Here is a 26,988-nt window from a genome sequence, read left to right on the forward strand (position 1 = left end):
CGAACGCTCCAGCAGCAGGTCCAGCACCTGATCGCCGAGCAGGTCCCGCAACGGCACCTCGCCGTCACGGTGGGGGGATTTTTCCCCGCCATGATGAGCAGCCGCCCCCAGCAGCGCCGATGCGTCATCGTGCTGGTCTTGCCCCACCGCGGCCAGCGCGGTTCTTCCCCGTGTCGTGGACATGATCGTGTTCTCCCCCGAGATGGTGAATGATCGTTGCAGACTTCCGTCTACGTTTGGTGATCATTTCCACACCTAGAGTGATACTCCCGTGAGATCAGCGGTGATGCGAATTCCGGTTGTTGGCCTCGCCGGCAAGAGCTCGGCCCGACGTCATGCCGTTGAGCTGCGGTATCGCTTATTGACAGCAAGCGGCTCTCAGCGTGCGCATGCTGAGAGCCGGGGCGCTGTTCAGGTGTCCTGGGGGCGGAACCCGTCGATGCCGGCCGCGACCGGGTCGGGGGCGGGCGCGAGGTACTCGGCGACGGCCCGGCGGCACCAGGCGGTCACGTTGGGGGGCCCGCTCCGCTTCGATCTCGGTGTCAAGCTGGGCGGCGGCTGGGCGCGCCGGTAGCCATCGGTGAGCGCGATGCCGAGATAGCCCAGGCCGATCCCGTCGGGCAGTGTGGGGTCGATGACGTGGTCGCTCGCGGCGGTGCTGCACCAGGCGTGATCGAAGGCGAAGGGCAGGTCTTCGGTAATCACCATGCCTTCCACGGACAGCAGACCGGCATGTTCGTCGGTCAGGCGGCACGCCGTTGCGAAGCAGATTCCCGACGGGCCGGGAACGAATGCTGCTGGCCCCGATGCCGGTGTGAACAGGCGGCCGTGGGCCGGCAGCATCTCTGCCAGGCTGGCGTATCTCCAGCCGTCGCGTCGGTCGGTGTGAGCGGCGCGCCATAGTCCGGCGATGGCCTCGACCTGCTCCAGCAGGAGTCGCGTCGCCGGGCGGACATCGCTCCTCATGAGGGCCGCCACGGCGGCGGTCTCGGTCTGGGCTTGGGCCCGCAGCGCCTGGTCGGCCTGCTTGCGGAGCCGGTCGCGGTCGTCGGCGAAGCGTTGTCCTGGACGGGCCTTCACCGCGAAGTCGGAGACGTACCGTACCGGCACGCAGCACAGATGCGAGACGGCCGACCTGTCATAACGAAGCTGGCAGTTCGACCCGCTGCGCGACGAGACATCGAGTACGCACACCGGCGTCCCCGTCGAGCCGCACCTCTACCCAGCACGTTCCACAGCCGACCGTGATGGCCGGAGCCGCGGTCTCCCAGCGGGTTGATCCAGGACTGATCGCCGTGTTCCGCCGCGCGCTGATGGCCAGGCGGCCCTGCACAGCCGAACGGGTGCGCCGGCCCGGATGTCCTTGAGCCGCTGAAGGCCGACGTTCGGCGCGTATCTTCGATGGTGGTGCCCACCTTGGCCGCGCTGCACAATCGAGCCGGTCAAGGAGCCGCCAGCAGCTGAGGGGGACGATCGATGGGCGCGGGCTATCCGAAGGGGCGACGGCGACGTGCCGAGATCGTCGAGGTCGCGTTCGCCAAGTTCGCCTCGGTCGGGTACCGCAACGCGAGCATGGTGCGGATCGCCGCGGACTGCGGGGTGTCGCGGATGGGCCTGGCGCATCACTTCCCGACGAAGGAATCGCTCCTGGCCGCGGTTCTCGAAGAACGGGATCGGGTGAACGGCGAGTTGTTCTTCGCCGGATTCGACGCGACGGCGGATGGCGTGGACTACTTCTCCCGGCTCGCGCGGCTGGTGGAGTACAACGCGACGGTGCCGGAGCTTGTGCGCTTGTACGCCGTGCTGTCGGTCGAGGCGGCCGATCCGGCGCATCCGGCGCACGCGTACTTCGTCGACCGGTATACGAACATCCGCCGCGACATTCGCGATGCGTTCGAGGAACTCCATGCCCGAGGGCTCGTGCGGCCGGGGATGAGCATCGCGGGTGCGGATGCGGATCTCATGGCGTTGATCGACGGTCTGCAGGTGCAGTGGCTCCTGCTGCTGCTGGTCGGCGGTCACGAGACCACCGCCAACATGATCTCGCTGAGCGTGGCCTCGCTTCTGGACGATCCGAAACTGCTGGCCGGGTTGCGGGAGCGGCCCGAGCGGACCCCGCAACTGGTCGAAGAGCTGCTGCGGTTCCACTCCATCGTCGACAACGCCACCTCCCGGGTGGTCGTCGAGGATTTCGAACTCGGCGGCATCGCCTTCCGCGCCGGCGACGGCGTCATCGTGGCGGCCGCGGCCGCCAGCCACGACCCGGACGTGTTCGCACGGCCGGATCAGATCGACGTCGACCGCGGTGCACGGCACCACCTGGCCTTCGGCTTCGGGATCCACCAGTGCCTCGGACAGAACCTCGCCCGGCTGGAGCTGGAGATCGTGCTGAACACGTTGTTCGCACGGATCCCGGACCTGGCGCTGGCGGACCCGGTAGAGCGCCTGCCGTTCAAGAGCGACGCGCTCGTCTACGGCATCCACCGGCTGCCGGTGACCTGGTAGACGAAGGAGACGCCGTAATGAAGATCACATGGAACGAGGAAAGATGCTGCGGTTCGGGCCAATGCGTGCTCGCCGCCCCAGACCTCTTCGATCAGCGAGAGGAGGACGGGCTCGCGGTACTGTTGCATCCGTACCCTGAAGCGGAGCAACACGCATCCGCCCGGGAGGCAGCCCTGCTGTGTCCAGGACGGGCGATCTCGATCGAGGGATCACCCTAGGCCCTCATCGAGCACCGCTGGCATGGGTGTGGCGGCAGGCGTGCGGCGTCACACCTCGCTGCCGAGGATGGCCGCCGCTCGCAGGTCCACGCCAGGACGGCTCCGGCCAGGCAGCGATGGCCTCCCTGTGCGGGAAAGTGCCGACAACTCCGTTCAGGAGCCGTTGCCCGACCCGCAGGTGCTGAGGCTCCGCGTCAGCGCGGGGTGAGGACGCAGAACTCGTTGCCCTCCGGGTCGGCGAGGACCGTCCACGGCACGTCGCCCTGGCCAATGTTGATGTCGATGGCGCCCAGAGCTCTCAACCTGGCCACCTCCGCCTCTTGGTCGTCACCGGGGTATGGCCGGAGGTCCAGGTGGACTCTGTTCCTCATGGTCTTCACGTCGGACGTGCGGTGGAACTCCAGATACGGGCCGACACCCTTGGCGGACCGGAGCATCGCGTGATCGTCGGTCACCTCGTGCAGGGTCCAGTCCATCGCCTCGTCCCAGAACCGGGCCATGGCCCGCGGATCCACGCAGTCGACCACTACCGCGGCGATCGGCCCGGTGTCCTGGTTGAGCGGATGAGGCTCCAGCACGCAGAACTCGTTGCCTTCCGGGTCGGCGAGGACCGTCCACGGCACGTCGCCCTGGCCCACGTCGGCGGGCGTCGCGCCGAGCTCCTGGAGGCGCGCGACCAGCTGTGCGTGATGGGCCGCAGAGGTGGTGGCGAGATCAATGTGCACGCGGTTCTTCACCGTTTTGGGTGCCGGGTCGCCAACGATGTCGATGACGACGGCGGAGGGATCGGGATAGACGAAGCCCATGGGCTCGAGGCAAGTTATGCCGGTGATGCCGGGTTCCTCGCTGTCAATACCCCAGCCGAGCACCTCCGCCCACCACCGGCCGAGCATCGAGTGATCCAGAGCCTTCATATGGATCTGAATGAGCCGCGTCGCCATGCCGTCGATCATATGACCAGGTGGATGATGCTTTGTTCGCGTGATCACTTAAGGCGACTTCGCTGATCGGCCGGGTTGCACCGCGTGTTGAGGCTTTTCTCTACCGCGTCCAGGCAGGAGGTACGGCGGGAGGCGAAAGTCTCCGGGACTCGTTCAGCGACAGTCTTGACGTCATGAGTGTTTGTGACAACGAGCAGTGCGACGCGGAGCCCGGCATCGGGCTCCGCTGCTTACGGCTGCGCCACCGGCCGGACGGCTCTCTCGCCGTGACGGACGAGTCTGGTCCAGCGAGACGTACCAGGCCCGATGCGTGGACGGGGGCGACCGCGTGACGGACCCCTCTGCCCCCGCCGCTGTCTCGTGGCGGGAACTGTTGAGCCCGGAGCACGCCGGCGTGGCGATCGTCCTGGCCGTCGGGGTGCTCGTCGGTGCGATCAACATCTATCTGGCCTCGAGCCTGCTGCCGACCGCGGTGGCCGAGATCGGCGGCGCGGGCTTCTACGCGTGGAACATGACGGTCTACCTCGTCGCGATGGTGATCGCGACGATGCTGGTCAGCCGCTTCCTGGCTCGCTGGGGCGACGTCGGCGCCTATCTGCTCGGCTTCGGAGTGTTCCTGGTGGGTTCGCTGGCCTGCGCGCTCAGCCCGGTGATGCCGGTGCTGCTGGCTGGCCGTGGCATCCAAGGGCTGGGGGCGGGGCTGCTGTCCGGGCTGGCCTTCGCCGCCGTCCGATCCGCCCTGCCGCGCCGGTTGTGGACGCGCGCCAATGCGCTGATGTCGGCGATGTACGGCGTGGGCAATTTCGTCGGACCCGCGCTCGGCGGGCTGTTCGCCCAGTTCGGGGGTTGGCGGTTGGCGTTCGTCTCGATGGCAGTGATCGCGGCGCTGTGCGGCTTGCTGGTGCCCCGAGTACTGCCACGCGGCGACCGCGGCGACGTCCGGGCGCCGGTCCCGGTGGTTTCGCTGCTGCTGGTCACGGCGGCCGCCGCCGCGGTCAGCGTGGCCGGGGTGTTGTCCGGGGCCGCGGCCATCGCGGCCGGCATCGCGGTGGCGTTGCTGCTGGTGGCCGTCTTCGTCGCTCATGAGCGGCGCAGTGAGCTGCGGGTCTTCCCCCGCCCCACCTACCGGCCGGGTTCGCCGCTGAAGTGGCTGTACCTGACGCTGGCGCTGCTGGCTTTCGGCGTCGCGGTGGAGTCATTCCTGCCGTTGTTCGGACAGCGGTTGGGCGGGCTGGCCCCGGCCGTGGCCGGGTTCTTCGGCGCGGCCATCTCGCTGGGCTGGTCGGCGACCCAGCTCGTCAGCTCCTCAGCGGTCAAGGAGCGCACGATCGGCCGGTTGCGCATGCTCGGCCCGCTGCTCCTGGCGCTCGGCTTCCTCGTCCAGGGCCTGCTGCAGCGGCAGGACGCCCCGCTCTGGCTGGTGCTCGTGTGGGTGCCGGTGCTGTTCATCGCCGGTGCCGGTGTCGGGCTGGCCTATCCGCACCTGTCGGTGGCGGTGATGTCCAGCACGCAGGACCCCGGCGAAGGAGAGCGGGCGGCCGCTGCGATCGCCACGGTGACGAGCCTGTCGATCGCGTTCGGGACGGCGGTGGCCGGCGCCCTGGTCAACCTGGGCGGTTCCTCGATGCTCGACGCGGCCCGTTACATGCTGTTCGGGTTCGCGATCATCTGTGCGTTCGGTGCCGTCACCGCCCGCGCGGCATCTAGTACCGGCTCTCCGGCGTCAGCCGGCCGGCCTGGCTCGTGAGCGTCACATTCCGCCCTCGGGCCGTGAAGCCCAACCGCAGACTCTCGACCGTGACCGTGTTCGATTCGAAGGAGATGTCATGACCGATGCCCCGCAAGAGACACCGATGTTCCCGATGGCCCGTGCGGCGGGATGTCCGTTCGATCCGCCGCCGCAGCTGAGCCGCCGCGGCGAGCAAACGCCGGTCTCGCGCGTGCGGCTCTGGGATGGCAGTACGCCGTGGATGGTCACCCGCTACGCCGACGTACGCGCGCTGCTCGCTGATCCGCGCGTCAGCGTCGACGTCGCCGAACCGGGCTTCCCGCACACCAACGCGGTGAGCAAGGCGCGCGACGCGCAGATGAAGACGCTGATGCAGATGGACGCGCCGGAGCACACGGTGCACCGGCGCCGGCTGACCGCGGACTTCATGGTCAAGAAGATGGAGGTGCTGCGGCCCACGATTCAGCGGATCGTCGATGGTCTCATCGATGACCTGCTCGCCGGGCCGAACCCGGCCGATCTGGTGGAGGCGTTCGCGCTGCCGGTTCCCTCGCTGGTGATCTGTGAGCTGCTGGGGGTGCCGTACGCCGACCGCGCCTTCTTCCAGCGGGTGGCCGGTGAACTGGTCATGGACGAGGGCGATCCGGCCGAGGCCATGGCCGCCAGCGAGGAGCTGAACAGCTACCTGGAGAATCTGGTGGAGGAGAAGAACGCCGAGCCAGGCGATGATGTGTTCAGCAGGCTGACCGTCGAGCAATACCGCACCGGCGCGATGACCCGGGCCGAGATCGCCACGATGGGACAGCTCCTGCTGGTGGCCGGGCACGACACCACCGCGAACATGATCGCGCTGGGCACGGCCGCGCTGCTGACCAACCCCAAGCAGTTGAGCGCACTGCGCGACGGCGCCGACCCTGCCCTGGTCGCAGGCGCGGTCGAGGAACTCCTGCGCTACCTGTCCATCACCCACACCGAAGCCCGCCGCGTCGCAGCCGCCGATCTTGAGATCGGCGGGCAGCTGATTCGCCGGGGCGAGGGCATCATCGCGGTCAAGAGCACCGCCAACCGCGACCTCGCCGCCTTCCCCGACCCCGACGTGCTCGACGTCCACCGCAACGCCCGGCACCATGTCGCCTTCGGCTACGGCGCCCACCAGTGCCTGGGCCAGCCGCTGGCCCGCGTGGAGCTCCAAGTCGTCTTCGGCACCCTGTTCCGGCGCATTCCCACGCTGGCTCTGGCCGTACCACCGCAAGATCTGACGTTCAACCCCAACGCGGTCTTCTACGGGGTCCGCGACCTGCCCGTCACCTGGTGAAGCAAGCAGAAGAGGAGAAGGTAGATGAAGGTCACCGTCGACCAGGACGCCTGCACCGGCTCGGGGCAGTGCGTGCTCAGCGCACCTGAGGTGTTCGACCAGCGCGACGCCGACGGCATCGCCGTGCTGCTCGACGACAGCCCGGAGCCCCGGCTGCACGAAGACGTCCGCGAGGCCGCGCGGATCTGCCCGGCCCTGGCGATCACGCTCACGGGCCCGTGAAGCAATTGTCCCGCATCGTTGTCGTAGGCGCTTCCGTGGCGGGGCTGACCGCCGCGGAGGCCCTGCGCCACCACGGATTCACCGGCGACCTGACGATCGTCGGCGCCGAATCCCGGCCGCCCTACGATCGGCCGCCGCTGTCCAAGCAGATCCTGCGCGGCACATGGCAATCCGACCGCGTGACGCTGCGGCGCCCTGACGCGCTCGACGCCCTGGGCGCGGACTGGCGGCTCGGCGTAGCCGCCACCCGCCTCGACACCGACGCGCGCGAACTCACCCTCACCGACGGCGGTGTGCTGCCCTACGACGGGCTTGTGATCGCCACCGGAGTCACCCCCCGGCAACTGCCCGCAGGACACGAACTCGGCGGCGTTCACCTGCTGCGCACCCTCGACGACGCGCTCGCCCTGCGGGCCGGGCTGCTGGCCGCCACCTCCGTGGCCGTCGTCGGTGCCGGTTTCCTCGGCTCGGAGGTCGCCGCGATCGCCCGCGAACTCGGCCGCAACGTCACCTTGATCGACCCGCTGCCCGCCCCGCTGATCCGTCAGTTCGGAGGTCACGTTGCCCAGTTGTGCGCCGAGTTGCATGCCCAGCGCGGCGTAACGGTCCGCTCCGGCACCATCGTGACCGCACTGTGCGGCCACGATGGTCGGGTCACCGGTCTGAACCTGGACGACGGCGATCACGTTTCAGCCGACCTGGTGCTGGTGGCCATCGGCTCGACCCCGGCCGTCGACTGGCTGACCGGCAGCGGGCTGAACCTGGACGACGGCATCCGGTGCGACCAGACGTGCCGGGCCGCCCCCGGCGTCGTCGCCGCCGGCGACCTCGCCTCATGGTCCCACCCGCAGTTCGGGCGCATGCGCGTCGAACACCGTATGAACGCCACCGAGCAGGGCACCGCCGCCGCGCGAACCCTTCTCGGCGCGGCAATCCCGTTCGCGCCCGTTCCCTACTTCTGGAGCGACCAGTACGACGTGAAGATCCAGGCCTACGGCCGCCCCAGCGGCGAGGCGAAACTCCACATCATCGCCGACGACCCGGCCACGCACCAGTTCGCCGCCCTGTACAGCACGGATGGTCGCGTCACAGGAGCCGTGACCTGGAACCTTCCCCGGCAGGCACGCGACCTTCGCCGCCATGTCGCCGAGCGAACCCCTTGGCGGCAAGCGCTCGGAGTCCGCCGCGGCTGATGGCGATGTGCGCCGGCTACCGGATTCTCGATCGCCGGGGTCGGTGACATCCAGGCCCAGGGCGCGGCCGCCGCCACGTTCGACGATGTCGCGGATCTGCGGGGACCTGGCCACCAGGCCGCCCGCGAGCACTGCGCCGGTCTCCACCGACGACGACCTCGCCCTCCTCAAGGAGGCCGGTTTCACGCGTTACGGAACGATCCTGAAGTACCTCGCCTTCGAATGAGACTGGCCGCACCCGTCTCGGCGAGCAGGTTACGGACGCGATCGCCGTCCTGACCGCCGACGCGGTCAGGGACGATACCGAAGGACATCTTCAGGGCCCCTCAGGTCGGGCGAATCCGCGGCTACTGGGAACCAGGGCCGCAGCGGCCGGGGCGAGGAAGCACACCAGCGCGCAACCGGCCAGGACCGGCTGCCAGCCGAAGGCGTCGATGGCGGGGGCGAGGAAGGCCAAGCCGACGGGAGCCAGGCCGTAGGAAACCAGAAAGTCGAGCGAGGAGACCCGGGCGAGCAGGCGCGGCTCCACCTCGCGCTGCGTGGCGGTGAACCAGGGCACGTTGAACAGCTCGATGCCCAGCCCGGCCAGCACGTAGGCGGCGAACACCACTGCCGGGTGCACCGGTAGCAGCAGGCTGAGCGGCGCGAAGCCGTACAGGGCCAGGCCAGCCAGGGCGGTCCAGCCCTGAGCTCGCGGCGTCCAGCGGGCCACGAGGAGCGCGCCGGCCAGCGCGCCGAGGGTGTAGGCGGTGAGCGCCACCGCGAGCATCGCCTCGGTGCCGTAGCGGTCGCGGCTGACCAGCGGGAGTGCCACGCCGGTGGCCGAATAGCCGGTGAAGACGACGGCGGCCAGCGCGCCCAGCCCGGCGAGGAACCACGGGTGCCGGCGCGCCTCGCGCACCCCCTCGCCGAACTCCGCGAAGAACCGCGCGCCGTCCGCCGGACGTGCCGGGGCCGACAGTCCCCGGGGCGGCAGTACGGCGGCGGCCAGCCATAGCAGCCCGGTGCCGATCAGCAGCCACCAGGTGTTCAGAACGGCGGCCAGCAACGCCGTGCCCGCCGGCGCGACCAGGGTGGTGACGCGCACGGCCAGCGTCATGGCGGCGTTGGCCTGCCTGCGCCGCCCGGCGTCCACGACTTCGGCCGTGAGCGCCTGGAACGCGGGCCGGCACGCCCCCTGGCCCGCGCCGACGACCGCCGCCGCCGCGGCCATCAGCGGAATCGACCGTCCGAGCCCTAGCGCGATGAAGGGGGTGGCGAGCGCGGCGGCCAGCCCCGCCCACAACACGACGGCCCGTCGCGAGTACCGATCGGCCAGGACTCCGCTGATCGGCACCGCAAGGAGGAAACCCACCGTTCGGGTGGCCAGCACGATCCCGAGAGCGGCGGCGGTAAGCCCACGGTCCAGCACGGCGAGCCCCAGCACGAACGGCAGCGCCCAGGTCGCCAGCCCTGAGGCGGTGGTGCCGCACCACAGCAGGAGGAACCGCCCCTCGCGCATGATGGACCGCGCCGCGGACGGCGACGTGTCCGAGTCGGTGGGCGTCGGTGCGATCACAGGCGGACTCCTCCATGGGACCAGGACCATCGAGATTTCTGATCCACAACACGGCAGTGAAAACCACTATCATTCCACTTCTCTGAGGGCCTTTCCCCCGTTCCGTGAGATCAGCGTCTTCACCGGGCTTGTGCTGCTCTTGTACTCGGCCGCCTGCGGCGGTACCCGATCCGTCTCCCCTTCGTCCGCTCCTGCCCCGGGTGCGGTGCGGGTGAGCAGCTGTGGCCAGGGCCTGTCGTTCTCCAGCCCGCCGGAGCGCGTCATCACGCTGGACCATTCCTCGACCGAGACGCTGCTCGCGCTCGGCCCACAGGACCGCATGGCCGGAACCTCGAATCTGAAGACCACGGTGGCGCCGCAGTACAAGGCCGCCTACGACAGCGTCCCCGTAGCCCGTGGAAGGCGCTCGGCCGGACCGACCAGCTCGTCATCGACGCCGCGCTGGAACGCCTCGACCTGACCGAGCTGAGGGCCAGGGACTGGAAGACACCCTCCGGTGGCGAACGCCGGCGCGCCCACATCGCCGCGCGCCCTCCCCCAGCAACCCTGGTGCATCCTGCTGGATGAACCCACCAACCACCTGGACATCAGACACCAGCTTGCCCTGATGGACCTGCTGGCGACCAGCGACCGTACGATTCTGGTGGCCCTGCACGATTTGGCCCTGGCCGCCCGCCACTGCGACCGCCTCGTCCTGATGAGCGGCGGCACGCTGATCGCCGACGGGCCGCCGAACGAGGTCATCACCCCGGAACGGCTGCGGAACGTCTTCGGCGTCGAGGCCCACATCGCCACGGACGTGCTGGGCAGCCTGACGGTCGCCTTCGCCCGCGCCGGTGAGGCAGGAAACCCGCACGCGACCTGGTGAGCCGCCCCGGGCGGCGCTGCTCATCCGGTCATGTCTCGAGTTCGCGCAGGTATTTCGCGAATCCTTCAAGCCCGTCGATGTTGCGCGGGCCGCTGATGCCCTCGTTGTAGTCCAGGACATAGAAGCGGTCGTTCACCACGGCGGGCAGCTTGCTGGTGGTGGGGAACTCCTTCAAAAACTTGATCTTCTCCGCGGCGGGCTTGTCCCCGTAGTCCAGGATGACGATGACCTCCGGCTTGGCCTCGACCACGGCCTCCCAGGTGACCTCCCCCCAGCGGGCGTCCAGGTCACCGAACACGTTTCGGCCGCCGGCGAAGCGGATGATGTCGGTAGGCGGCACCTGGCTGCCCGCGGTGAACGGCTTGTCCGTGCCCGAATCGTAGAGGAAGACCGGGGTCGGGTCGCCCTTGGGCGCCTGCGCCCGAACCGCCTCGACGCGCTTGCGGTAGTCGGCGATCAGTTCCTGGGCCTTGGCCTCGACGCCGAAGATCTGGCCGAGGCGTTCGAGGTCGGTGTAAAGGGCCTCGAACGGCGCCACCCGCTCAGGGTAGCCGGGGTAGTTGAAACATGACTCTGAGTGCATGAAGCTCTGAATCTTCAGCCCGTCGAGGATCTCGGGGGTGATGCCGCGCTGGTCGCTGAAGCCCGAGCGCCAGCCGGCGACCACGAAGTCGGCCTTGGCGTCCACGACGAGCTCGCGGTTGAGCAGGTCGTCGCTGAGGAACGTGACCTTGGCGTACTCGGCCGCCCAGGGCGACTCCTCGACGGACGGGTTGGCGGGCGGCATCACGTAGCCGTGCACATGCTGGGTCAGGCCGAGAGCGAACATCTTGTCGGCGCTGCCGCCCTCGTAGACGACGGCGCGGCGGGGCGTGGTGTACTGGACGTCCTCGCCGCACCTCTTGACCGTCACCGTGCTCGCGGCGGCGCCGTCACCCTCCACCTGCGCGCCGCATCCGGCGAGCAGGAGCGTGCCCGCCAGGAGCACGGCGATGGTAGGTCTCTTCACTCGGGGTTTCCTTTCATGATCGTGGCCGCACCCAGGTCGTAGAGCACCTGGGGGACCCCGGTGAGGGGATGAGGGACGACGCTCGCCTCGACGCCGAACGCCTCGCGGAGCAGTTCTCCAGTGAGAACCTCGGCGGGCGGGCCGCAGGCGACGAGAGCGCCGTGCGACAGCACCGCCAGCCGGTCGCACGCGGAGGCGGCCAGGTTGAGGTCGTGCAGGGTGACCAGCACGCTCACCCCGGCGCCCTTGAGCATCGACAGCAGCCGGATCTGGTGGTGCAGGTCTAGATGGTTGGTGGGCTCGTCCAGCACCAGCACCCGCGGCTCCTGCACGAGCGCCCGGGCCACCAGGACCCGCTGGCACTCACCGCCGGACAGCGACAGCACACCGCGGTCGGCCAGGTGCAGCACCTCCATCTGCGCCATCGCCTCGCGGCACAGCTCGCGCTCGCGGGCGCTGAGCGCCTGGTTGCCGCGCAGGTGGGGAGCGCGGCCGAGGGCGACGACCTCCGCGACGGTGAAGTCGAGATCCGCCCGCCCCTCCTGCGTGAGGGCGGCGATCACGCGGGCGCTGTCGCGCAGCGGCATCCGCGACAGGTCCTGCCCGTCGATCCGCACCGCGCCGCCCGTCGGCCGCAACGCCCGATACACGCACCGCAGGGCTGTCGTCTTTCCCGAACCGTTGGGCCCGACCAGCCCCACCACTTCCCCGTCCTCGACGGTGAGCGCCAGATCCCTGACAATGGCGGCGCCGTCGATGGACACCGAGAGATCGTCCAGCAGCAGGCGGGTCATCAGCGACCTCCGAACAGGTAGCCGCGGCGGCGCAGCAGCACGACGAACACCGGCACGCCCACCAGCGCGGTGATCACGCCCAGTGGCAGCTCGCGCGGAGCGACCAGGGTCGCCGATCGCGCCGCTGACCGCGACCATGGCCCCGGTCGCCAGCGACGTCAGCACGAACAGGCCCCGGCGAAACCTGACGGTGTCGACACCGAGGCTCACCGACGTCTCGTCACCCAGCGCGAGCACGTCCAGGCTCCGCCCGGAACGGCGCAGCACCACGACGGTGACCACGGTGACGACCGCCACGACCGGCAGCGCTCCCCAGGTGGCCGCGCCGAAGCCGCCCATCGACCAGAACAGCACCGTGCTCGTCGACTCGCCGTCCGGGACGAAGTAGACGATGAGGCTCATCACCGCCTGGAAACCGAACGCCATCGCCACTCCCGTGAGCACCAGCCGCAGCGGCGCCAGCCCGGCGGCGCCACGGGAGGCCAGATAGACCAGGCCGGAGACGAGCAGCGCCCCGAGAAACGCGCCGGCCGAGACCGCGTAGATCCCCAGCGCGGTGAGCGCGCCGGTGGCGCTGACGAGCACCGCCCCCGCCGACGCGCCCGACGACACGCCGAGGACGAACGGGTCGGCCAGCGCGTTGCGCACCATCGCCTGGATCGCCACCCCGACCACGCTGAGCCCGGCCCCCACCAGGACCGCCAGCAGCACGCGCGGCGTCCTGACCTGCCAGATGATCTGGTACGCGGTGACCTCGTCGGCCCCGATCGTGCCTCCGGTCACGGCCGCCCAGAGGAAGCGCAGCGTCTCCCCCGGTGGCACGGTGGCCGCGCCCAGGCCGATCGCCAGCAGCACGGACACCACGAGAACGCCGGCCAGCAGAACGACGATCAGCGGCATGGCCGGCCCCGTCACCTTACCGGTGGGCGGGTCGCCAGTTCCCGGGACCGCCGGTGAGGATGCCGCGCCGGAGCCCGATGAACCTGACTCACGCAACGTTCTCAAAGACACTCCAGAAAATGAGAATCATTTCCAACAGACCGTATCACCACGAATGACTCGCGCACTATCGGAGCGAAGGCGTGGAGACAGCCGGGTCAGTCTGCTGCCGCGTACCTGCGTGGGGCTGGGGAGGGCGATGTCGCAGCCGAGTACGGCGGATCGGCCGGTTCCGGTGGCCGGCCGCCGAGTCCGGGTCACCACAGGGCTGGGCCGGGTTCCGGCCGCCCTGGGCGTTCATCGTCCTCGTGGCCCCGCTGGTGACGGGGCGGTTCCTGCTCGCGCCCCACCTGACGCATCCGGCGCTGCGGGACCTGGGCGACCGTGTTCGCGGCCGTATGCGTGCAGGCCCTGCCGTTCCTGGTGCTGGGGGTGGCGTTGTCGGCGGCCATCACCGCGTTCGTGCCCGCCTCGTTCGGGACGCGGGCGCTGCCCCGGCGCACCTACGCGGCGGTGCCCGTCGCGGGCATGGCCGGGGCGGTGCTGCGACCTGCTGCATGCCGGCGGGCTCCTGGTGGTCGGCGCGCTGGCGGCGGCGACCCTGAACGTGGTGATCCCCCGCGGCTGGCTGACCACTGTGGCCGGGGTGCCAGCCCGGCAGGTTCGCCCTCGCGGGTGAGGGTTTGTGCGTGGGACGCGACTCCGCCGATCCGGTCAGCAGCGACTACAGCGCACCGTTCCCCGGCGGAACCATCAGGAGGGTGACCGTCAACGTCAGCGGCGAGCACTACGTCGACCACGACCTCGAAGGAATGGCGATGCTCGCCCGCGACTAGGACCCGTTGGAGTTCGGATCATGTGGTTGAGGTGAGGAGTCGTAAGCACAGGATCGATCCCCGGGGATAGCGTCTGGCCTCGTAGCTTTCCGGGGTTTTGTCGTAGCGGGTCGCCAGGCTTTGATCTTCTGGAAGCAGCGTTCGACGGTGTTGCGCCGTCGGTAGCGCTCGGGGCCGGCCTTGGCTCACCAGGCGAAGATTGCGCGATGGTGCGCCTGGAGGGCACGACGTTCAGGTCAGGACCCAGGGGTCGTGGTCGTAGAGCCAGGCGGTGGCCTTCTCGTAGAAGGGCGGGACGAACACTCGCATCACGGCGGCTTGCAGGCTGCGTTTGACGGGGCCGGCCTTCTTGGCGTCGCGGTTGTCGTCAGCGGCGCCCAGAAGTTTGGTGATGCGGGGACGGCGCCGGGCGTCGTAGGCGGCCAAGGCGTCGGGGATCGCTGGGGTGGTGCGCAGAGTTGCGGCAAGAGTGAGGGCGTCTTCGATGACCATGGACGCGCCCTGCCCGGCGCCGACGGGGTGGGCGGCGTCACCGATGAGAACGATCCGGTCGTTATGCCAGGTGGGGACCGGGTCAACGGCGTGCATGATCACCGTAGGGTGCAGGCGGGTGGTGGCCGCGATGACCGCCGACGGAACGCTCTCGTGCCGGTAGAGGTCGGCGGTGCGGCGCAGCCATTCGGCGTCGGTGACGCCGGTCCTGTCCGGTTCGGCCGGGTCGGCGATCTGCGCGGACCACCAGACCTCGCCGTCCCCGGCAGCGAGGTGGATAAAAGCTCCGTTGCGGGCGAACGTCATATTGAACACGCCCGGGTCGACGCTCGGCACCCGCGAGACGCCAGAGACGGCGTACAGGCCAGCGTACTCCGGGCGGGGCGCGGCCGGGTCGAGCGCCGCGCGGACCGTCGACCAGATGCCGTCGCCGGCCACCACCAGGTCGGCGGTGACCTGGTCACCGTTGTCGAAGTACGCGGTGACGCCGTCGCCGGTCTCGGACAGGCCGGTCACCCGGCGCCCGGTGACGATGGCCGCTCCGGCGTCCGTCGCGGCGGTGCACAGGGCGTCCACCAGGCGTCCCCGCATGAGAGTGACGCTGTGCAGCGGGTCGCTGCCACGACGGCCCCGTGGGACGTCGCCCAGCAGCCTCCCGGACGACGACCACATCCGCTGGCGCGGAATGGCTGTACCCCGCGCCTGGACCTCGGCCAGACAGCCGAGCACGTCCAAGCCACGCAGCCCGTTGGAGGCGAGGCTGACGAACGAGCCGACGTCCCCGCCAGGGTCCGCGTGCGCCTCGTACACGGTGGCTTCGATGTCATCCGGCCCCAGACGGCGCAGGGCCAGCGCCGCAGCGGCTCCGCCGACGCCTCCGCCGATCACGATAACGCGCATGACAACTCCCTGAATGCATATTCACCGAATAGAGATTCGGTGAAATTGTGTTCAGTATGATGGTCGCTGTCAACCCGCTTATCCAGAAGGGGGCAAAGATCGTGGGGAACAGCAGGACTCCCGGGCGCGCCACGGCGTCAGGCCTGCGCAAAGCGAAAGCAGCCGAGACAAGGGCGGCACTGCTGGAAGCCGCCCGCCGGCTGTTCGCCGAACGCGGCTACCTCAACACCAAGATCACGGACATCGCCGCAGCTGCTGGACGGGCCACCGGCTCGTTCTACGAGCACTTCACCGGCAAGGACGAACTGCTCCAAGCTCTCCTGGACGACCTGGAGGCGCACGCCGACGAAGAACTCGCGACTACCGAGCATCCACCTGACCACGACCTGACCGACCGCCGCCAGCTACGCGAGCACCTGCGGATCGTCTGGACCGTGCTGCGCGAGCACCGGCCCACGATGGTGGCCCTGTTCCAGTCCAGGATCGCCGCCGATCCCGGCTCCGGGCAGGCCTGGCACAGCCTCGTCACCGAGACCGCCGTCTTCCGCCAGCACCTCGAATACCTGCGCGACCGCGGCCACCACCTGCCCGGCGACCCCCAGCTGATCGCGGCCGCGATCGGCGCCATGATGACCACACTGGGTTACGCCATCCTCACCGACGACAGTCCCATCAACGACGACCAGGCCATCGACACCCTCACCGACCTCCTGCTGTACGGGCTAACCGGGCCGCGCGCATGATCCTCCGGCCTTGGCCGATATCGTGACCGGCACGGCGACCGGGAACCAGGCCCTGGTGCGGCGCTCTCAACGGCCCAAGCCACACCAGGGCGACGCGAGAGCGTCGGGTGTTGGCCAGCGACGGCGGACTCCTCCGGGGCCATGGACGGATGCCCCCAGCAGCCCCAACCGTTGACATCACTGGAGCACTCGCAGGGGAGTTCAGGGCGTCAGCCCCGGTCGGACACTGACGCAGCCTGGAGGGGTTCGAGTCATACCGAACCGCCTCTGAGAAGGTCATGTCTACCCTGCCCACGCCCACGCCCACCCGCAGCCGCGACATCGCGACCGACTACGGCACCGTTCCTTTGCCTCCTTCGACGACCAAGCCGCCTGGGTGGAGCAGATGCTTGGCGGTCTTCGACCTGAGCGAGCCCATGTCGTGGGGCACTCGTTCGGCGGGGCGATTCAGGCAGCCGGTCGACCGAACTGGTGCCTGAGGGCTCGTCTGGAGAAGCTCGGCGCGGCCGAGGAGCCGCCGCTGATGAAGGAGCTGCGCTCGCTGGTTGATGACATGCTGCCCCGGCTGGACTTTCCCGAGCTGCTGCTGGAGGTCTTCGACCGCACCGGGCTGCCGTCCGACTTCACCCATATCTCCGGCGCCGACGCCTCCATGGAGGACTTTGGGGTCAGCCTGGCCGCGCTGATCGTGGCCGAGGCGTGCAACGTCGGCCTGGTGCCGATCGAAAAGCCGAACGTGCCAGCGCTGACCCGGGCCCGGCTGCTGCAGGTGGATCAGCGCTACCTGCGTGGCGAGACGATCGTGGCGGCCAACGCCCGCCTGATTGCCGCCCAGGGCGAGCTGGACATCGTCGCTTGCTGGGCGGCGGGCACATCGCTTCAGCCGACGGGCTGCGCTTCGTGGTTCCGGTGCAGAACCTGCACACCGGCCACAACCCCGCCTACTGGGGCAGACAGCGCGGCGCGACCTGGCTGAACGTGGTCAATGACCAGGTGATGGGCATCGGCGGGTTGGTGGTGCCCGGCACGCTGCGCGACTCGCTGTTCATCTTGGACGCCATCCACAACCTCGACGGGGGCCCGAAGCCGGAGACGGTGGTCACCGACACCGCCGGCTATTCCGACATCGTCTCGGGCCTGTTCGTGATCTGCGGTTACCAGTTCTCCCCGCGTATCGCCGATCTGGCCGACACCCGGCTGTGGCGCACCAACACCAGAGCGGTGTACGGACCGCTGGAGCACATGTCCCGCCACACCGTGCGGCTGGATAAGATCCGCGCGCACTGGGGCGACATGCTGCGCGTGGCCGGCTCGCTGACGATGGGCACGGTGCGCGCCTACGACCTGATCCGGATGCTGTCGGCCGACGGGCGCACCACCGGCCTGGGTGAGGCGTTCGCCCACTACGGTCGGATCTTCAAGACGCTGCACCTGCTGCAGTTCATCGCCGACGAAGGCTACCGGCGGATGATCGGCACCCAGCTTAACGTGCAGGAGGCCCGCCACCGGCTGGCCCGGAAGATCGCCTTCGGCAACCGGGGCCAGCTGCGCCAGCGCTACCGCGAGGGCCTTGAGGATCAGCTGGGCAGTCTGGGGCTGGCGTTGAACGCGGTCATCTGGTGGAACAGCATGTATCTGGACACATGTCGTCGTCGAACACCTTCGGTCGGCCGCCGTGGCGGCCGCGCTCACGGGCCGAGGCCTGGCCCTCCAGCGACTTCTCCCGGATGTACTCGCGTTCGGACTCGGCCATCCCGGCGAAGAACGCGAACAACGCGGCCCCGTGCCCGCTCGGGTCATACACGCCCTGCAACGGGCCGGTGAGCAGCTCCAGCTGGATATCGGCCCGCCGCAGCTGTTCGGCGATGGTCAGCAGCTCGGCCGCGCCCCGCCCGAGGCGCTTCATCTCATGCACCGTGAAGATCACCCGCTGATGCGACCGCCTGCTTGATGGTGCGGGCGAAGTCCATCGCCTTGGTGAGCTCCGGCCGCACCTTCACGCGGGTGCTGATCTTCTCATTTCTGAGAACAGCACAGAGCCACCGTGGCTACGCAGAGCCAAATTGCATTCGCAGCGACTCGACCAGCGGCTCCGATGTCCAGTCGCCGGGCCGACGGGTTCGTGATGGCCAAGGGCTGTGGCGCTTCACCAGGTGATCGGTTGGCTGGTGAGCATGGGCCGGACCTTGGTGAGCATCAGGTCGAGGAACCGATCGGGGTGGCGGAAGGAGGCGAAGTGGCTCGCGTCCTGGATGAGGGCGAAGTTCTTGACGGGCGCGGTGACGTCGTCGAAGAACCGCCGGACCGGCTCAGGCGGGGTGATCACGTCGCGCTCGCCCTGGAAGATGAAGAACGGGATGGCGAACGTGGTGCCTTCGGCCCATTCGTCGATGGTCGCGGACTCGGGCGCGACGCGCTCGGAGAAGCTCATGGCCTTGGTGTAGGCAGGCAGTTCGCGCAGGGAGTGCAGGGGCGAGGACAGCAGGGAGCCGACCACGACGGTCTTGATGGTGTCGAAGGTGAGCGGGTCGGAGCCGACGGTGTGCTTGTTGTACTGCGACCAGTCCTCGACGCCCCAGGACGGCCCCTCACTCGGGTCCATGCGACCGGCCCCAAAGTAGCTCTCTGTAATGTTTCAGGATCGCCACGTAGCGGTCACGGATGAGCGGTACCGGACCGTAGCGACATCTGTGCGGAGCAGGGTGCCATCGTTATCTTCAGTGCGATCGGGGGAGAAAGGGTCCCTGTTCGATGCGCAGAGAGTGGGAGATGGAAGACCTCATCGAGTGCTGGACATTGGATGAGGCCGAGGTCGAGTTACTGGCGAATAAGAGCGGTGCCACCCGTCTCGGGTTCGCGCTGATACTGAAGTTCTTCGAGCTGGAAGGCCGTTTTCCGCGCCGGGAGGACGTGCCGAAGGCCGCGGTCGACTACATGGCCGGCCAGGTGAAGGTCGATGCCGCCCTGTTCGCCGAGTACCGCTGGTCGGGTAGCACGATCGAGTATCACCGGGCGCAGGTCCGCCGGTTCCACGGCTTTCGAGAGCCGACGGTGGCCGATGAGGACAAGCTGACGTTCTGGCTGGCCGACAAGATGTGCCCGGTGGAGACGTCGCGGGAGCGGCTGCGTGCCGCGCTGCTGGCCCGCTGCCGCGAGGAGCGAACCGAGCCGCCCACGCCCAAGCAGATCGAGCGGCTGGCCGGTGCGGCCGAGGCGTTGTTCGAGCGGGAATTCACCGCCACCACGACGCGGCGGTTGCCGGTCTCGGCGGTGGCCGCGCTGGAGGATCTGGTCGCGGTTCCCGACCCGGACCCGGAGGGCGAGGGCGAGGCCGGGGCCGCCGGAGCGCGCAGCTTCCTGCAGGAGCTGAAAGAGGACCCCGGGCCTCTGCAGTTGGAAACGTTGCTGGCCGAGATTGTCAAGCTGGAGCGGGTCAAGGCCATCGGGTTACCGGAGGGCCTGTTCGAGGGTGTGTCGGAGAAGGTGGTGGAGGCGTGGCGGGCACGGGCGATGCGCATGTACCCGTCCGACTTCGCCGCCGCACCGGAGCCGATCCGGCTGACCCTGCTGGCGGCGCTGTGCTGGGTGCGCAAGGCGGAGATGATCGACGGGCTGGTGGAACTGCTGATCCAGCTCGTGCACAAGATCAGCGTGCGGGCGGAGAAGAAGGTCGAGAACGAGCTGAGCAGTGAGTTCCGGCGGGTTCAGGGCAAGTACGGCATCTTGGCCCGGCTGGCCCAGGCGGCGCTGGACCTGCCCGAGGAACTCGTCCGCACGGCGATCTACCCGGTGGTGGGCACGGCCACGCTGGCCGACATCATCGCCGAGGCCAAGGCGAATGAGAAAGAGCTCCGTACGCGGGTGCGGGTCAAGCTGCGTGGCTCCTACTCGCGCCACTATCGGCGTGGGCTGCCCAAACTGCTGCGCGCGCTGAACTTTCACTGCAACAACACCACCTTCCAGCCGGTGATGGACGCACTGAAGCTGCTGGACCGCTACGCCGACTCCGAGGCCGTCTTCCACGACCGCGCCGAGACGGTCCCGATCGAGCATGTAGTACCGGAGGACTGGCGGGAGGCGGTGGTCGACGAACGCGGCCGTATCGAGCGCATCCCGTACGAGCTGTGCGTTCTTGTGGCGCTGCGCAAGGCGATCCGCCGGCGGGAGATCTGGGTTGAGGGCGGCAAGATCTGGCGCAACCCCGAGGCGGACTTGCCGGCCGACTTTGACGACAACCGGGACGTGCACTACGAGGCCCTGAAGAAGCCCCGTGACCCGGCGGCGTTCATCGCCGACCTGCAGCGCCGCCACACCGCCGCCCTCGACCGGCTGGACAAGGCGATGCGCAAGGGCACCACCGGCGGGGTGAAGATCACCCGGAAGAAGGGTGAGCCGTGGATCAGCGTCCCGCCGCTGGGCAAGCAGGAGGAGCCGGTGGGCTTGAAGGCGCTGAAGGCGGAGATCTCCCGCCGGTGGGGCGTGATCGACCTGCTGGACGTGCTCAAGGACGTGGCTAACGTCACCGACTACACCGACGCTTTCACCTCGGTGGCCTCGCGAATCGTCATCGACCCTGCTGTGCTGCAGAGACGGCTGTTGTTGTGCCTGTACGGGCTGGGGACGAATGTCGGGATCAAGCGAGTGGCCGACGGCGTGGCCGCGGCTGCGCTGCCGCCCGGGCAGATCGACAACGAGGCGGCGCTGCGACGAACCCGCCGGTTGTTCATCAACCGGGACAACCTCCGCGAGGCGATCCGCCTCATCGTCAACGCCACTCTGAAGGCGCGCGACACTGTGCTGTGGGGCGAGGGCACCTCGTGCGCGTCCGACTCGCGAAAGTTCGGATCGTGGTCGGCGAATTTCATGACCGAGTGGCATCAGCGCTACCACGGGCCGGGGATCATGGTGTATTGGCACGTCGAACGGCGGTCGGTGTGCATCTACAGCCAGGTGACCTCCACGACCGCCTCCGAGGTGGCCTCGATGATCGAGGGTCTGCTGCGGCACCTGACGGATGCGGAGATCGATCGCCAGTACACCGATACCCACGGCGCCTCGATCGTCGGGTTTGCCTTCTCGGAGTTGCTGGGCTTCAAGCTGCTGCCGCGGCTGAAGAACATCGGCTCGGCCCGGCTGTATCGGCCCGGGACCGGCGAGGATGAGGCGTGGCCGCGCCTGGAGGCGGTGCTGTCGAACAAGACCATCGACTGGGATGTGGTCGCCCGCCACTACGACCAGATGATCAAGTACGCGACCGCGCTGCGGCTGCGCACCGCCGAGTCCCACCAGATGCTGCGCCGCTTCACCCGCGGCGGCCCCAAGCATCCCACCTACCAGGCGATCGAGGAACTCGGCCGCGTCATCAGAACGATCTTCATCTGTGATTACCTTGCGGATGAGGGGCTCAGGAGGGAGATCGGCGAGGGCCTGAACGTGGTGGAGAACTTCAACTCGGCCAGCAAGGACCTGTTCTACGGCAAGGCCGGCGATCTGACCGGCGACGACCGCGAGAACGTTGAAGTTTCCGCGCTGGCGCTGCACCTGATCGCCGCCGCCATCACCTACCTCAACACGCACCTGATCCAGATCGTGCTGCGCGACCCGGTCTGGCGAAAACGGCTGAGCCCGGCCGACCGGCGCGGGCTGACGGCTCTGTTCTGGTCCCATCTGAACCTGTACGGGCGCTTCGAACTCGACATGAGTCGCCACCTGGAGTTGGAGGGCGTCCCGCTCACCCGGCCCAGCTGATCAGCGGACAGCGGGCGTTGGAGCGCCCGCCGCAACATGATCGAGAACATGATCGAGTAATTCGAGCGCAAGCCCTTGCACGGTCAAGCACACCTGAAGGCAGGTGCCGCCAGCTCAGGATGTTGTCTCCTCCGGTCATGCTCGCTGGCCACGCCCTCCAGCATGGCCAGCCGCGTCACGAGTCGGGACAGGTCAGTCCCCGCACGCCAGGGTTGCAAATGATGTTTCTTATTACGATGTCCGGATGGTTTCCGCTCCCCTCACTGCCGTCGACTCGGCTCCGCCGCATTCCCGCCGTCTGGCCTGGTTAGACGCGCTGCGAGGACTGGCTGCGATGGTGGTGGTTTTCGAGCATGCGCTCACGCCGCTGTGGCCGGAGGCGCGGCTGCCGATCAAGGCTGTCTTCGATCCCGGCTGGTACGGCGTATTGGTGTTCTTCTTGGTCAGCGGCTACATCGTGCCGGCGTCGCTGGAGCGCCGGGGCAGCGTGCGGGCCTTTTGGATCTCACGGTTCTTCCGGCTGTGGCCGCTGTTCACCGTGTGCGTGGCCGGCATGCTGCTGCTGGCGGCGGTCGGCTGGGACAGCTTGCACACCTGGTGGGGCAGCCGGCCGGTGGCGCTGGCCCTGGCGCACGCCAGCATGCTGCAGAACCTGATGTACGTACCGAACCTGGCCAATGTGCTGTGGACACTGTCCTACGAGATGGCCTTCTACCTGCTGCTGACGGCGATGTTCGCCCTGGGTGTGCACCGGCGCAGTACCATGGCCGCGCTCACGTTCGCGGCGGCCGCTGTGCTGGGCGCCGGGCTGCTGCCGGTGACGCTCCTGTCAGCTGGCGGGGCGGGGCGCATGCTCACGGTCGTGGTCGTAGTGATCGCCGTGCTGGCTGCCGGGCTGGCCGCGGTGCTGCGTGGCGGCAGGCGGGTACAGCAGGTGGGCGCCGCGGCTATCGCGGGCACGATCCTCCTGCTACTGGCGGTCAACCAGAGTTACCCCGGGCCGTGGCAGGGGCTGTTCATCTTGGCGACCATGTTCGCCGGCACCGCGCTGTATCGTGTCGAGACCGGTCAGTTCGGTCACTGGCACATCGCCTGGGTGGCGCTGGTACCGCTGGCGGGGTTGTGGCTCGCGCGCGCCGAGTTGGGAGTGCAGCTGGCGATCGCAGCGGCCTGGCTGACGTTCGCCGCCGGGATGACGCTGCGCCACCGCGCGATGCCGTCGTGGCTGACCTGGCTGGGCCTGGTGTCCTACTCGATCTACCTGTTGCACCCGCTGCTGCTGGAGAGCGTGGAGTACCTTCTGCCGAACCCGCCGGCCGTACCAGTGGCAGCACGCCTGACGCTGCTGGCGGCGGTGTACGCGGTGCTCCTCGGCCTATGCACGCTGACCTGGCGATGGGTGGAGATGCCGGTGCAGCGGCTGGGCAGGCGCTTGATCAGCCAGGCCGGATCCCGGGCAGAGTCCAGCCTGGAGAGGGCAGCCAGCGGGTGAAGCCGCGCGGTGGATCCCAGACGCAGACGACCTTCCGTAGCCGTTGTGTTCCACGCAACTCAACTTGAGGATGAAGCCTGGGTTGATGGTCAGCGGGCGTGAGGATCGGGATCCCTGCGCGGGCTTAACCGGTGTCCGTTTTCGTGGAGATCACGAAACAGCGAGGGGTCCCGGTAGCAACGGAGCAGAATCCAACGAACCTGCCTCTGACCTGCAGTGGCGTGGTGTTCCGCGCCAAGTTAGAAGGACTTCGTCGTGGTTCTTGGTGCTGACGGCTGATCCGCGGGTGAGCGAGGTTAGAGCCCTTTGTGGAAGGCGGCGTACTCGGCGCGGGCCTGTTCGACAGCGTCGGGGTGGCGCTGGGCCTTCTCGTGTTCTGCAAGGGCGCGGTAGATGCTGGCGAGGGAGGGGTTGTGACCTTTGCGTTTGCCGGTGGGGATGATCAGGTCCTTGCGGATCTTGTCGATGGGTTCGCCGGCCGCGCGGCGCCGTAGGACGGTGTGGATCATGTCGTCGGTGATGACGGTGGGACGGCCGCCGTGGTTGCCCTTGCGGGCTGCGGCGTCCAGTCCTTCCAGCGTCGCCTCGCGGATCGCTTCTCGTTCGGTCTCGGCCATGGCGGCGAAGAATGCGAATAGCATGCGGCCGGGTCCGGCAGGGTCGTAGATTCCGGCGAGGGGGCCGACGAGCATTTCCAGGACCAGGCCGTGCGCGGTGAGGTGGTCGGCCAGGGCGGTGAGCTCGCTGGCGTCGCGGCCGAGCCGCTTCATCTCGTACACGGTGAGGATGACGCGGCAGTGCGGGGCATGGGCCTTGATCTGCCGGGCGGTGGCCAGGGCCTTCTCGAACGCGGGCCGGACCTTGAGGCGGGTGGAGATCTTCTCGCTGAAGATCTTGTCGCGGCCGATGCCGTGCGCGGTCAGGGCGTCCAGTTGGGACTGGAGTTCCTGGGTGAGGGAGGAGCAGCGGGCGTAGCCGATGCGGATGTCGGCTGCGGGCCGGTCGGGGTCGACGGGGGCGGGCGGCGGGGTGCCGGGCCGCCAGGGCTGGCCGGGCCTGCGGTCGGAGGAAGTTTGGATGCGCAGTCGCTTGGCCAGCCGGGGCACCTTGGTGAAGCGGCCGGTGTGGTATGTGCCGGCGACGGCGCCGGACCGTGACCGGCAGGGCGATCCGGGTTCGACGTCGCATCGCGGACAGGGGTGACGCTCGACCTCATCGCCGTCACGGGAGACGTCGTCGGCGGTGTCGGAATCAGTGACGGATCCGGCTCTTTCGCAGGGCTGGAGGACATCGACCATGCCCCGAATCCTCTCACAAACATTTCTCAAAACAACCTTGGTTGAGGACTTGAGTGAGAACGAGTTATGAGAGGGATTCGAGGCTGTCTGCCGTCCCGCGAGGCGTGTTGGTGATCTTCTCTCGGAATCGCTCGTTTATGAGAGCCCCGCCGTAGGCGACAGTTAATTAATAACCAGCATTAGTCTGCTTGAAGCAGCGGTCCAGTTCGCGGGGTAGTCCGCTCCGGTGGTCGGACTCTTGGCAGATCAGGTCGCTGGTCGCCGCGGTAGGTCTGGCATTTACTGCGGCGACGTCGTCAGTGGTGATGAAAGCGGTCTGTTTCGCTACGCTGGATGCCCGGTCTTCGTGCTCACCGCTTCTTTGCCACCATGAACGGTGTGCTGTCGACAACGCCGGACAGGGCAGGGTGCTCGTGCGGGGTAAAGGGTAGCCACGCCAGTCTGATCCGATGCGGCTGCCCATCGCCGGTGGAAACCTCTAGCGTGGCCGCTGCTTGCCTGTTGGAGGCAACTGCGATCTGTCCGCTGACCTCTAGGCCGCTCACGAGACTTGTCCGTTCCAGCGTGATCGTGGTGTCGCTGAAATCGACCCGGCCGCCTCGTAGTCCCGGCTGGGTGTCGAGCCGACTGTGGGTGGGCGAATAGGGGTTGCGGCGGGCGACGGCGTCGGTTGCGGTGGCGAAGGTGACCGCGAGCAGGCGTCGCTGCTTGTGGGAAAGTCCGGCTGCGGGTATCGGCGGCACGTCGCTGATCGTGCGAGGGAAGCTGCCGATGGCCCGGTAGTTCTCCGCAGCACACCGCATATCCGGAACTCTGTGGCTGGTAAGGAACGATCGCATTGCCGTACGAATGCACTCGCCCACCTCGCCCGGCACCATCGCGAGGCTGTGCGCCGCGAAAGGGACCCGGACGAACGTGGCGTTGGGGAAGGCGCGCATCGCGCGGGCGACTTCAGCTGGACTATGTGTGTCGAAGTCACCGCCGACTACCATGATCGGCACGTTGGGCAGGTCCGCCCGTGGAGGCAGGGGAGGGCTGTGCCGGAGGGTGGGCCACTGGACGCAGAAGTCGAGATCTTTGGTGATGTCCAGGCCCAGATCGGCCGGTGTGTACGGCGCCAGCGGCCGTTCCTGAAGGTAGTAGCGTTGCAGCTGGGCTTGTCGTTCGGCGGGTGAGGCGTCCCGGTCGAAGGGGAAAGACCCGTCGCCGCATCGGTAGGCCAGGTACCCGGCCCACTCCGGGCCCTCCACCGGTTGCTGTGGCAGACCGGGCACCACTTGGGTCAGCCGTCGCAGTGGTGCGGGGTCGCCGTGGAGGTAGGCCGTGGCTGCGGCGTTGGCTTCTCTGCCGAATACCGCGTCATAGACTTTGTCCACCATGCCGAGTGCGGCGATTGGCACCTTCGGGTCAGGATGTGCGCGCAGCCGGGTTACCAGGTCCGTCCAGGTGTTACTTGCTCGGCCTGGCAGGGCGCGGCAGGCCCGCGACTGTCTGCACACCAAATCGAGGTGGTCCAGGCGTGAGCGAACCGGCCACAGCGCGTATCCGTCGGCCGAGGTGATCATAGTGCTGTCCAGGAACGCGGCGGCCAGGCTGCCGGGGTGCCTGGCGGCGTACGCCTGGGCGAAGAGGGTGCCGTACGAGTTGCCGTAGAAGGTAATCTTCGAGACGCCCAGCGCCCGGCGCACCGCGTCCATGTCGTGCACAGCCTGGTCGGCAGTGAAGAACTGAACGCGCGGGCCGAGGCGTTTGGCGCAGGGCGCGATCGTCTCCGGGACACGGAGGTTCAGCCCTGGGCACAGTAGGGGGGACGACGTGCCCAGCCCGCGGGGCTCGACCACTAGGAGGTTCTGGTCCTCCAGCACCGGGCCGAGCACCTGCTGGATGCGTGGGAGATCGGGCAAGGCGGCCATCGGCCCGCCGGGGTTGGCGAGGATAGTGCCGGTTGCTCGGCCTGGGCGTTTTGTTGCCGGGAGCCAGGTGAAGGCGACGGTGATGCGCTCAGACGATGGGTCGCCCCAGTCCAGCGGCACCGCCAGTGTGCCGTCGCAGCGTTCGGTCGCCGCTGCGCACTCGTGGGATGGGGCGACCGCCTGAGACGCGGCAGCCGGAACGGCGGGCAGGAGTACCGCGGCAAGTACTCCTCCAGCAGCAAGGACTCTGGAGATCATTTCCCTGGCCCTGCATC

General features: G+C 68.5%; 22 protein-coding genes and 3 pseudogenes. 15 read left to right on the forward strand and 10 right to left on the reverse strand.

The genetic code is table 11. The annotated features are described in order from the left end of the window. Positions 1 to 411: 411 nt before the first annotated feature. On the reverse strand, positions 412 to 1,080 hold the full coding sequence (locus ABGB14_RS37200) for a hypothetical protein (protein WP_347648541.1): 669 nt from the start codon (positions 1,078 to 1,080) through the stop codon (positions 412 to 414). Positions 1,081 to 1,476: 396 nt separating this feature from the next. On the opposite strand from ABGB14_RS37200, the gene ABGB14_RS37205 reads away from it, so the two are divergent. Together ABGB14_RS37205 and ABGB14_RS37210 are read left to right on the forward strand one after the other, a co-directional pair. Next, complete coding sequence (locus ABGB14_RS37205) at positions 1,477 to 2,505, forward strand: cytochrome P450 (RefSeq protein ID WP_347648542.1); 1,029 nt, start codon at positions 1,477 to 1,479, stop codon at positions 2,503 to 2,505. A gap of 17 nt (positions 2,506 to 2,522) precedes the next feature. Further along, a complete protein-coding gene (locus tag ABGB14_RS37210; protein WP_347647709.1) occupies positions 2,523 to 2,723 on the forward strand; it encodes a ferredoxin in 201 nt (66 codons plus the stop codon). A 194-nt stretch (positions 2,724 to 2,917) separates the two neighbouring features. Here the strand turns inward: ABGB14_RS37210 and ABGB14_RS37215 are convergent, their stop codons facing one another. After that, positions 2,918 to 3,664 (reverse strand): VOC family protein, encoded by a 747-nt coding sequence (locus tag ABGB14_RS37215; RefSeq protein WP_347648543.1) that lies wholly within the window; start codon positions 3,662 to 3,664, stop codon positions 2,918 to 2,920. Between the two features lie 328 nt (positions 3,665 to 3,992). On the opposite strand from ABGB14_RS37215, the gene ABGB14_RS37220 reads away from it, so the two are divergent. The 5 genes from ABGB14_RS37220 (at position 3,993) to ABGB14_RS37240 (ending at position 8,349) form a co-directional block, all read left to right on the forward strand. Then, on the forward strand, positions 3,993 to 5,411 hold the full coding sequence (locus tag ABGB14_RS37220; protein WP_347648544.1) for an MFS transporter: 1,419 nt from the start codon (positions 3,993 to 3,995) through the stop codon (positions 5,409 to 5,411). 79 nt (positions 5,412 to 5,490) lie between these two features. Next, positions 5,491 to 6,708, forward strand: coding sequence for a cytochrome P450 (locus ABGB14_RS37225; protein WP_347648545.1), 1,218 nt, complete (start codon positions 5,491 to 5,493; stop codon positions 6,706 to 6,708). A 24-nt stretch (positions 6,709 to 6,732) separates the two neighbouring features. Then, a complete protein-coding gene (locus ABGB14_RS37230) occupies positions 6,733 to 6,930 on the forward strand; it encodes a ferredoxin (protein WP_347648546.1) in 198 nt (65 codons plus the stop codon). Then, complete coding sequence (locus tag ABGB14_RS37235; RefSeq protein ID WP_347648547.1) at positions 6,927 to 8,123, forward strand: FAD-dependent oxidoreductase; 1,197 nt, start codon at positions 6,927 to 6,929, stop codon at positions 8,121 to 8,123. The genes ABGB14_RS37230 and ABGB14_RS37235 overlap by 4 nt, the downstream gene beginning before the upstream one ends. A gap of 85 nt (positions 8,124 to 8,208) precedes the next feature. After that, positions 8,209 to 8,349 (forward strand): hypothetical protein, encoded by a 141-nt coding sequence (locus tag ABGB14_RS37240; RefSeq protein WP_347648548.1) that lies wholly within the window; start codon positions 8,209 to 8,211, stop codon positions 8,347 to 8,349. A gap of 90 nt (positions 8,350 to 8,439) precedes the next feature. Here ABGB14_RS37240 and ABGB14_RS37245 read toward each other — a convergent pair whose 3' ends face one another. Then, positions 8,440 to 9,624, reverse strand: coding sequence for an MFS transporter (locus ABGB14_RS37245; protein ID WP_347648664.1), 1,185 nt, complete (start codon positions 9,622 to 9,624; stop codon positions 8,440 to 8,442). Between the two features lie 268 nt (positions 9,625 to 9,892). Between ABGB14_RS37245 and ABGB14_RS37250 the strand changes: the two genes are divergently transcribed. Together ABGB14_RS37250 and ABGB14_RS37255 are read left to right on the forward strand one after the other, a co-directional pair. Next, complete coding sequence (locus tag ABGB14_RS37250) at positions 9,893 to 10,141, forward strand: hypothetical protein (RefSeq protein ID WP_347648549.1); 249 nt, start codon at positions 9,893 to 9,895, stop codon at positions 10,139 to 10,141. A gap of 36 nt (positions 10,142 to 10,177) precedes the next feature. Further along, positions 10,178 to 10,549 carry an ABC transporter ATP-binding protein gene (locus ABGB14_RS37255; protein WP_347648550.1) on the forward strand — a complete coding sequence of 124 codons (372 nt, stop codon included), beginning with the start codon at positions 10,178 to 10,180 and terminating at the stop codon, positions 10,547 to 10,549. A gap of 28 nt (positions 10,550 to 10,577) precedes the next feature. On the opposite strand, the gene ABGB14_RS37260 is transcribed toward ABGB14_RS37255, so the two are convergent. From ABGB14_RS37260 to ABGB14_RS37270, 3 genes and pseudogenes are all read right to left on the reverse strand, one after another. Further along, complete coding sequence (locus ABGB14_RS37260) at positions 10,578 to 11,558, reverse strand: ABC transporter substrate-binding protein (protein WP_347648551.1); 981 nt, start codon at positions 11,556 to 11,558, stop codon at positions 10,578 to 10,580. Beyond that, positions 11,555 to 12,352 carry an ABC transporter ATP-binding protein gene (locus ABGB14_RS37265; protein WP_347648665.1) on the reverse strand — a complete coding sequence of 266 codons (798 nt, stop codon included), beginning with the start codon at positions 12,350 to 12,352 and terminating at the stop codon, positions 11,555 to 11,557. The genes ABGB14_RS37260 and ABGB14_RS37265 overlap by 4 nt, the downstream gene beginning before the upstream one ends. Positions 12,353 to 12,438: 86 nt before the next feature. Further along, positions 12,439 to 13,252, reverse strand: a pseudogene (locus ABGB14_RS37270) (iron ABC transporter permease); the annotation flags it as partial. Positions 13,253 to 13,666: 414 nt separating this feature from the next. Between ABGB14_RS37270 and ABGB14_RS37275 the strand changes: the two are divergent. Further along, positions 13,667 to 13,837 (forward strand): annotated as a pseudogene (locus ABGB14_RS37275) (permease); the annotation flags it as partial. 143 nt (positions 13,838 to 13,980) lie between these two features. After that, entirely contained in the window at positions 13,981 to 14,127 is a 147-nt protein-coding gene (locus ABGB14_RS37280) for a hypothetical protein (protein WP_347648552.1), read from the forward strand. Between the two features lie 231 nt (positions 14,128 to 14,358). Here the strand turns inward: ABGB14_RS37280 and ABGB14_RS37285 are convergent, their stop codons facing one another. Continuing rightward, positions 14,359 to 15,519 (reverse strand): FAD-dependent oxidoreductase, encoded by a 1,161-nt coding sequence (locus tag ABGB14_RS37285; RefSeq protein ID WP_347648553.1) that lies wholly within the window; start codon positions 15,517 to 15,519, stop codon positions 14,359 to 14,361. A 101-nt stretch (positions 15,520 to 15,620) separates the two neighbouring features. On the opposite strand from ABGB14_RS37285, the gene ABGB14_RS37290 reads away from it, so the two are divergent. Continuing rightward, positions 15,621 to 16,262 (forward strand): TetR/AcrR family transcriptional regulator, encoded by a 642-nt coding sequence (locus ABGB14_RS37290; RefSeq protein WP_347648554.1) that lies wholly within the window; start codon positions 15,621 to 15,623, stop codon positions 16,260 to 16,262. Positions 16,263 to 16,815: 553 nt separating this feature from the next. After that, a pseudogene (locus ABGB14_RS37295) lies at positions 16,816 to 18,086 on the forward strand (transposase). 322 nt (positions 18,087 to 18,408) lie between these two features. Here the strand turns inward: ABGB14_RS37295 and ABGB14_RS37300 are convergent. Next, complete coding sequence (locus ABGB14_RS37300) at positions 18,409 to 18,864, reverse strand: hypothetical protein (protein ID WP_347648555.1); 456 nt, start codon at positions 18,862 to 18,864, stop codon at positions 18,409 to 18,411. A gap of 149 nt (positions 18,865 to 19,013) precedes the next feature. Between ABGB14_RS37300 and ABGB14_RS37305 the strand changes: the two genes are divergently transcribed. Then, positions 19,014 to 22,010, forward strand: coding sequence for a Tn3 family transposase (locus ABGB14_RS37305; RefSeq protein ID WP_347648556.1), 2,997 nt, complete (start codon positions 19,014 to 19,016; stop codon positions 22,008 to 22,010). Positions 22,011 to 22,254: 244 nt separating this feature from the next. Further along, positions 22,255 to 23,502, forward strand: a complete 1,248-nt coding sequence (locus ABGB14_RS37310; RefSeq protein WP_347648557.1) for an acyltransferase — start codon at positions 22,255 to 22,257, stop codon at positions 23,500 to 23,502. A 296-nt stretch (positions 23,503 to 23,798) separates the two neighbouring features. Here the strand turns inward: ABGB14_RS37310 and ABGB14_RS37315 are convergent, their stop codons facing one another. Continuing rightward, complete coding sequence (locus ABGB14_RS37315) at positions 23,799 to 24,800, reverse strand: recombinase family protein (protein ID WP_347648558.1); 1,002 nt, start codon at positions 24,798 to 24,800, stop codon at positions 23,799 to 23,801. Between the two features lie 350 nt (positions 24,801 to 25,150). Continuing rightward, positions 25,151 to 26,833, reverse strand: coding sequence for an alpha/beta fold hydrolase (locus ABGB14_RS37320; protein ID WP_347648559.1), 1,683 nt, complete (start codon positions 26,831 to 26,833; stop codon positions 25,151 to 25,153). Between the last annotated feature and the right edge of the window lie 155 nt (positions 26,834 to 26,988).

It is taken from the genome of Nonomuraea sp. B10E15, from assembly GCF_039871615.1.
GTDB lineage: Bacteria > Actinomycetota > Actinomycetes > Streptosporangiales > Streptosporangiaceae > Nonomuraea.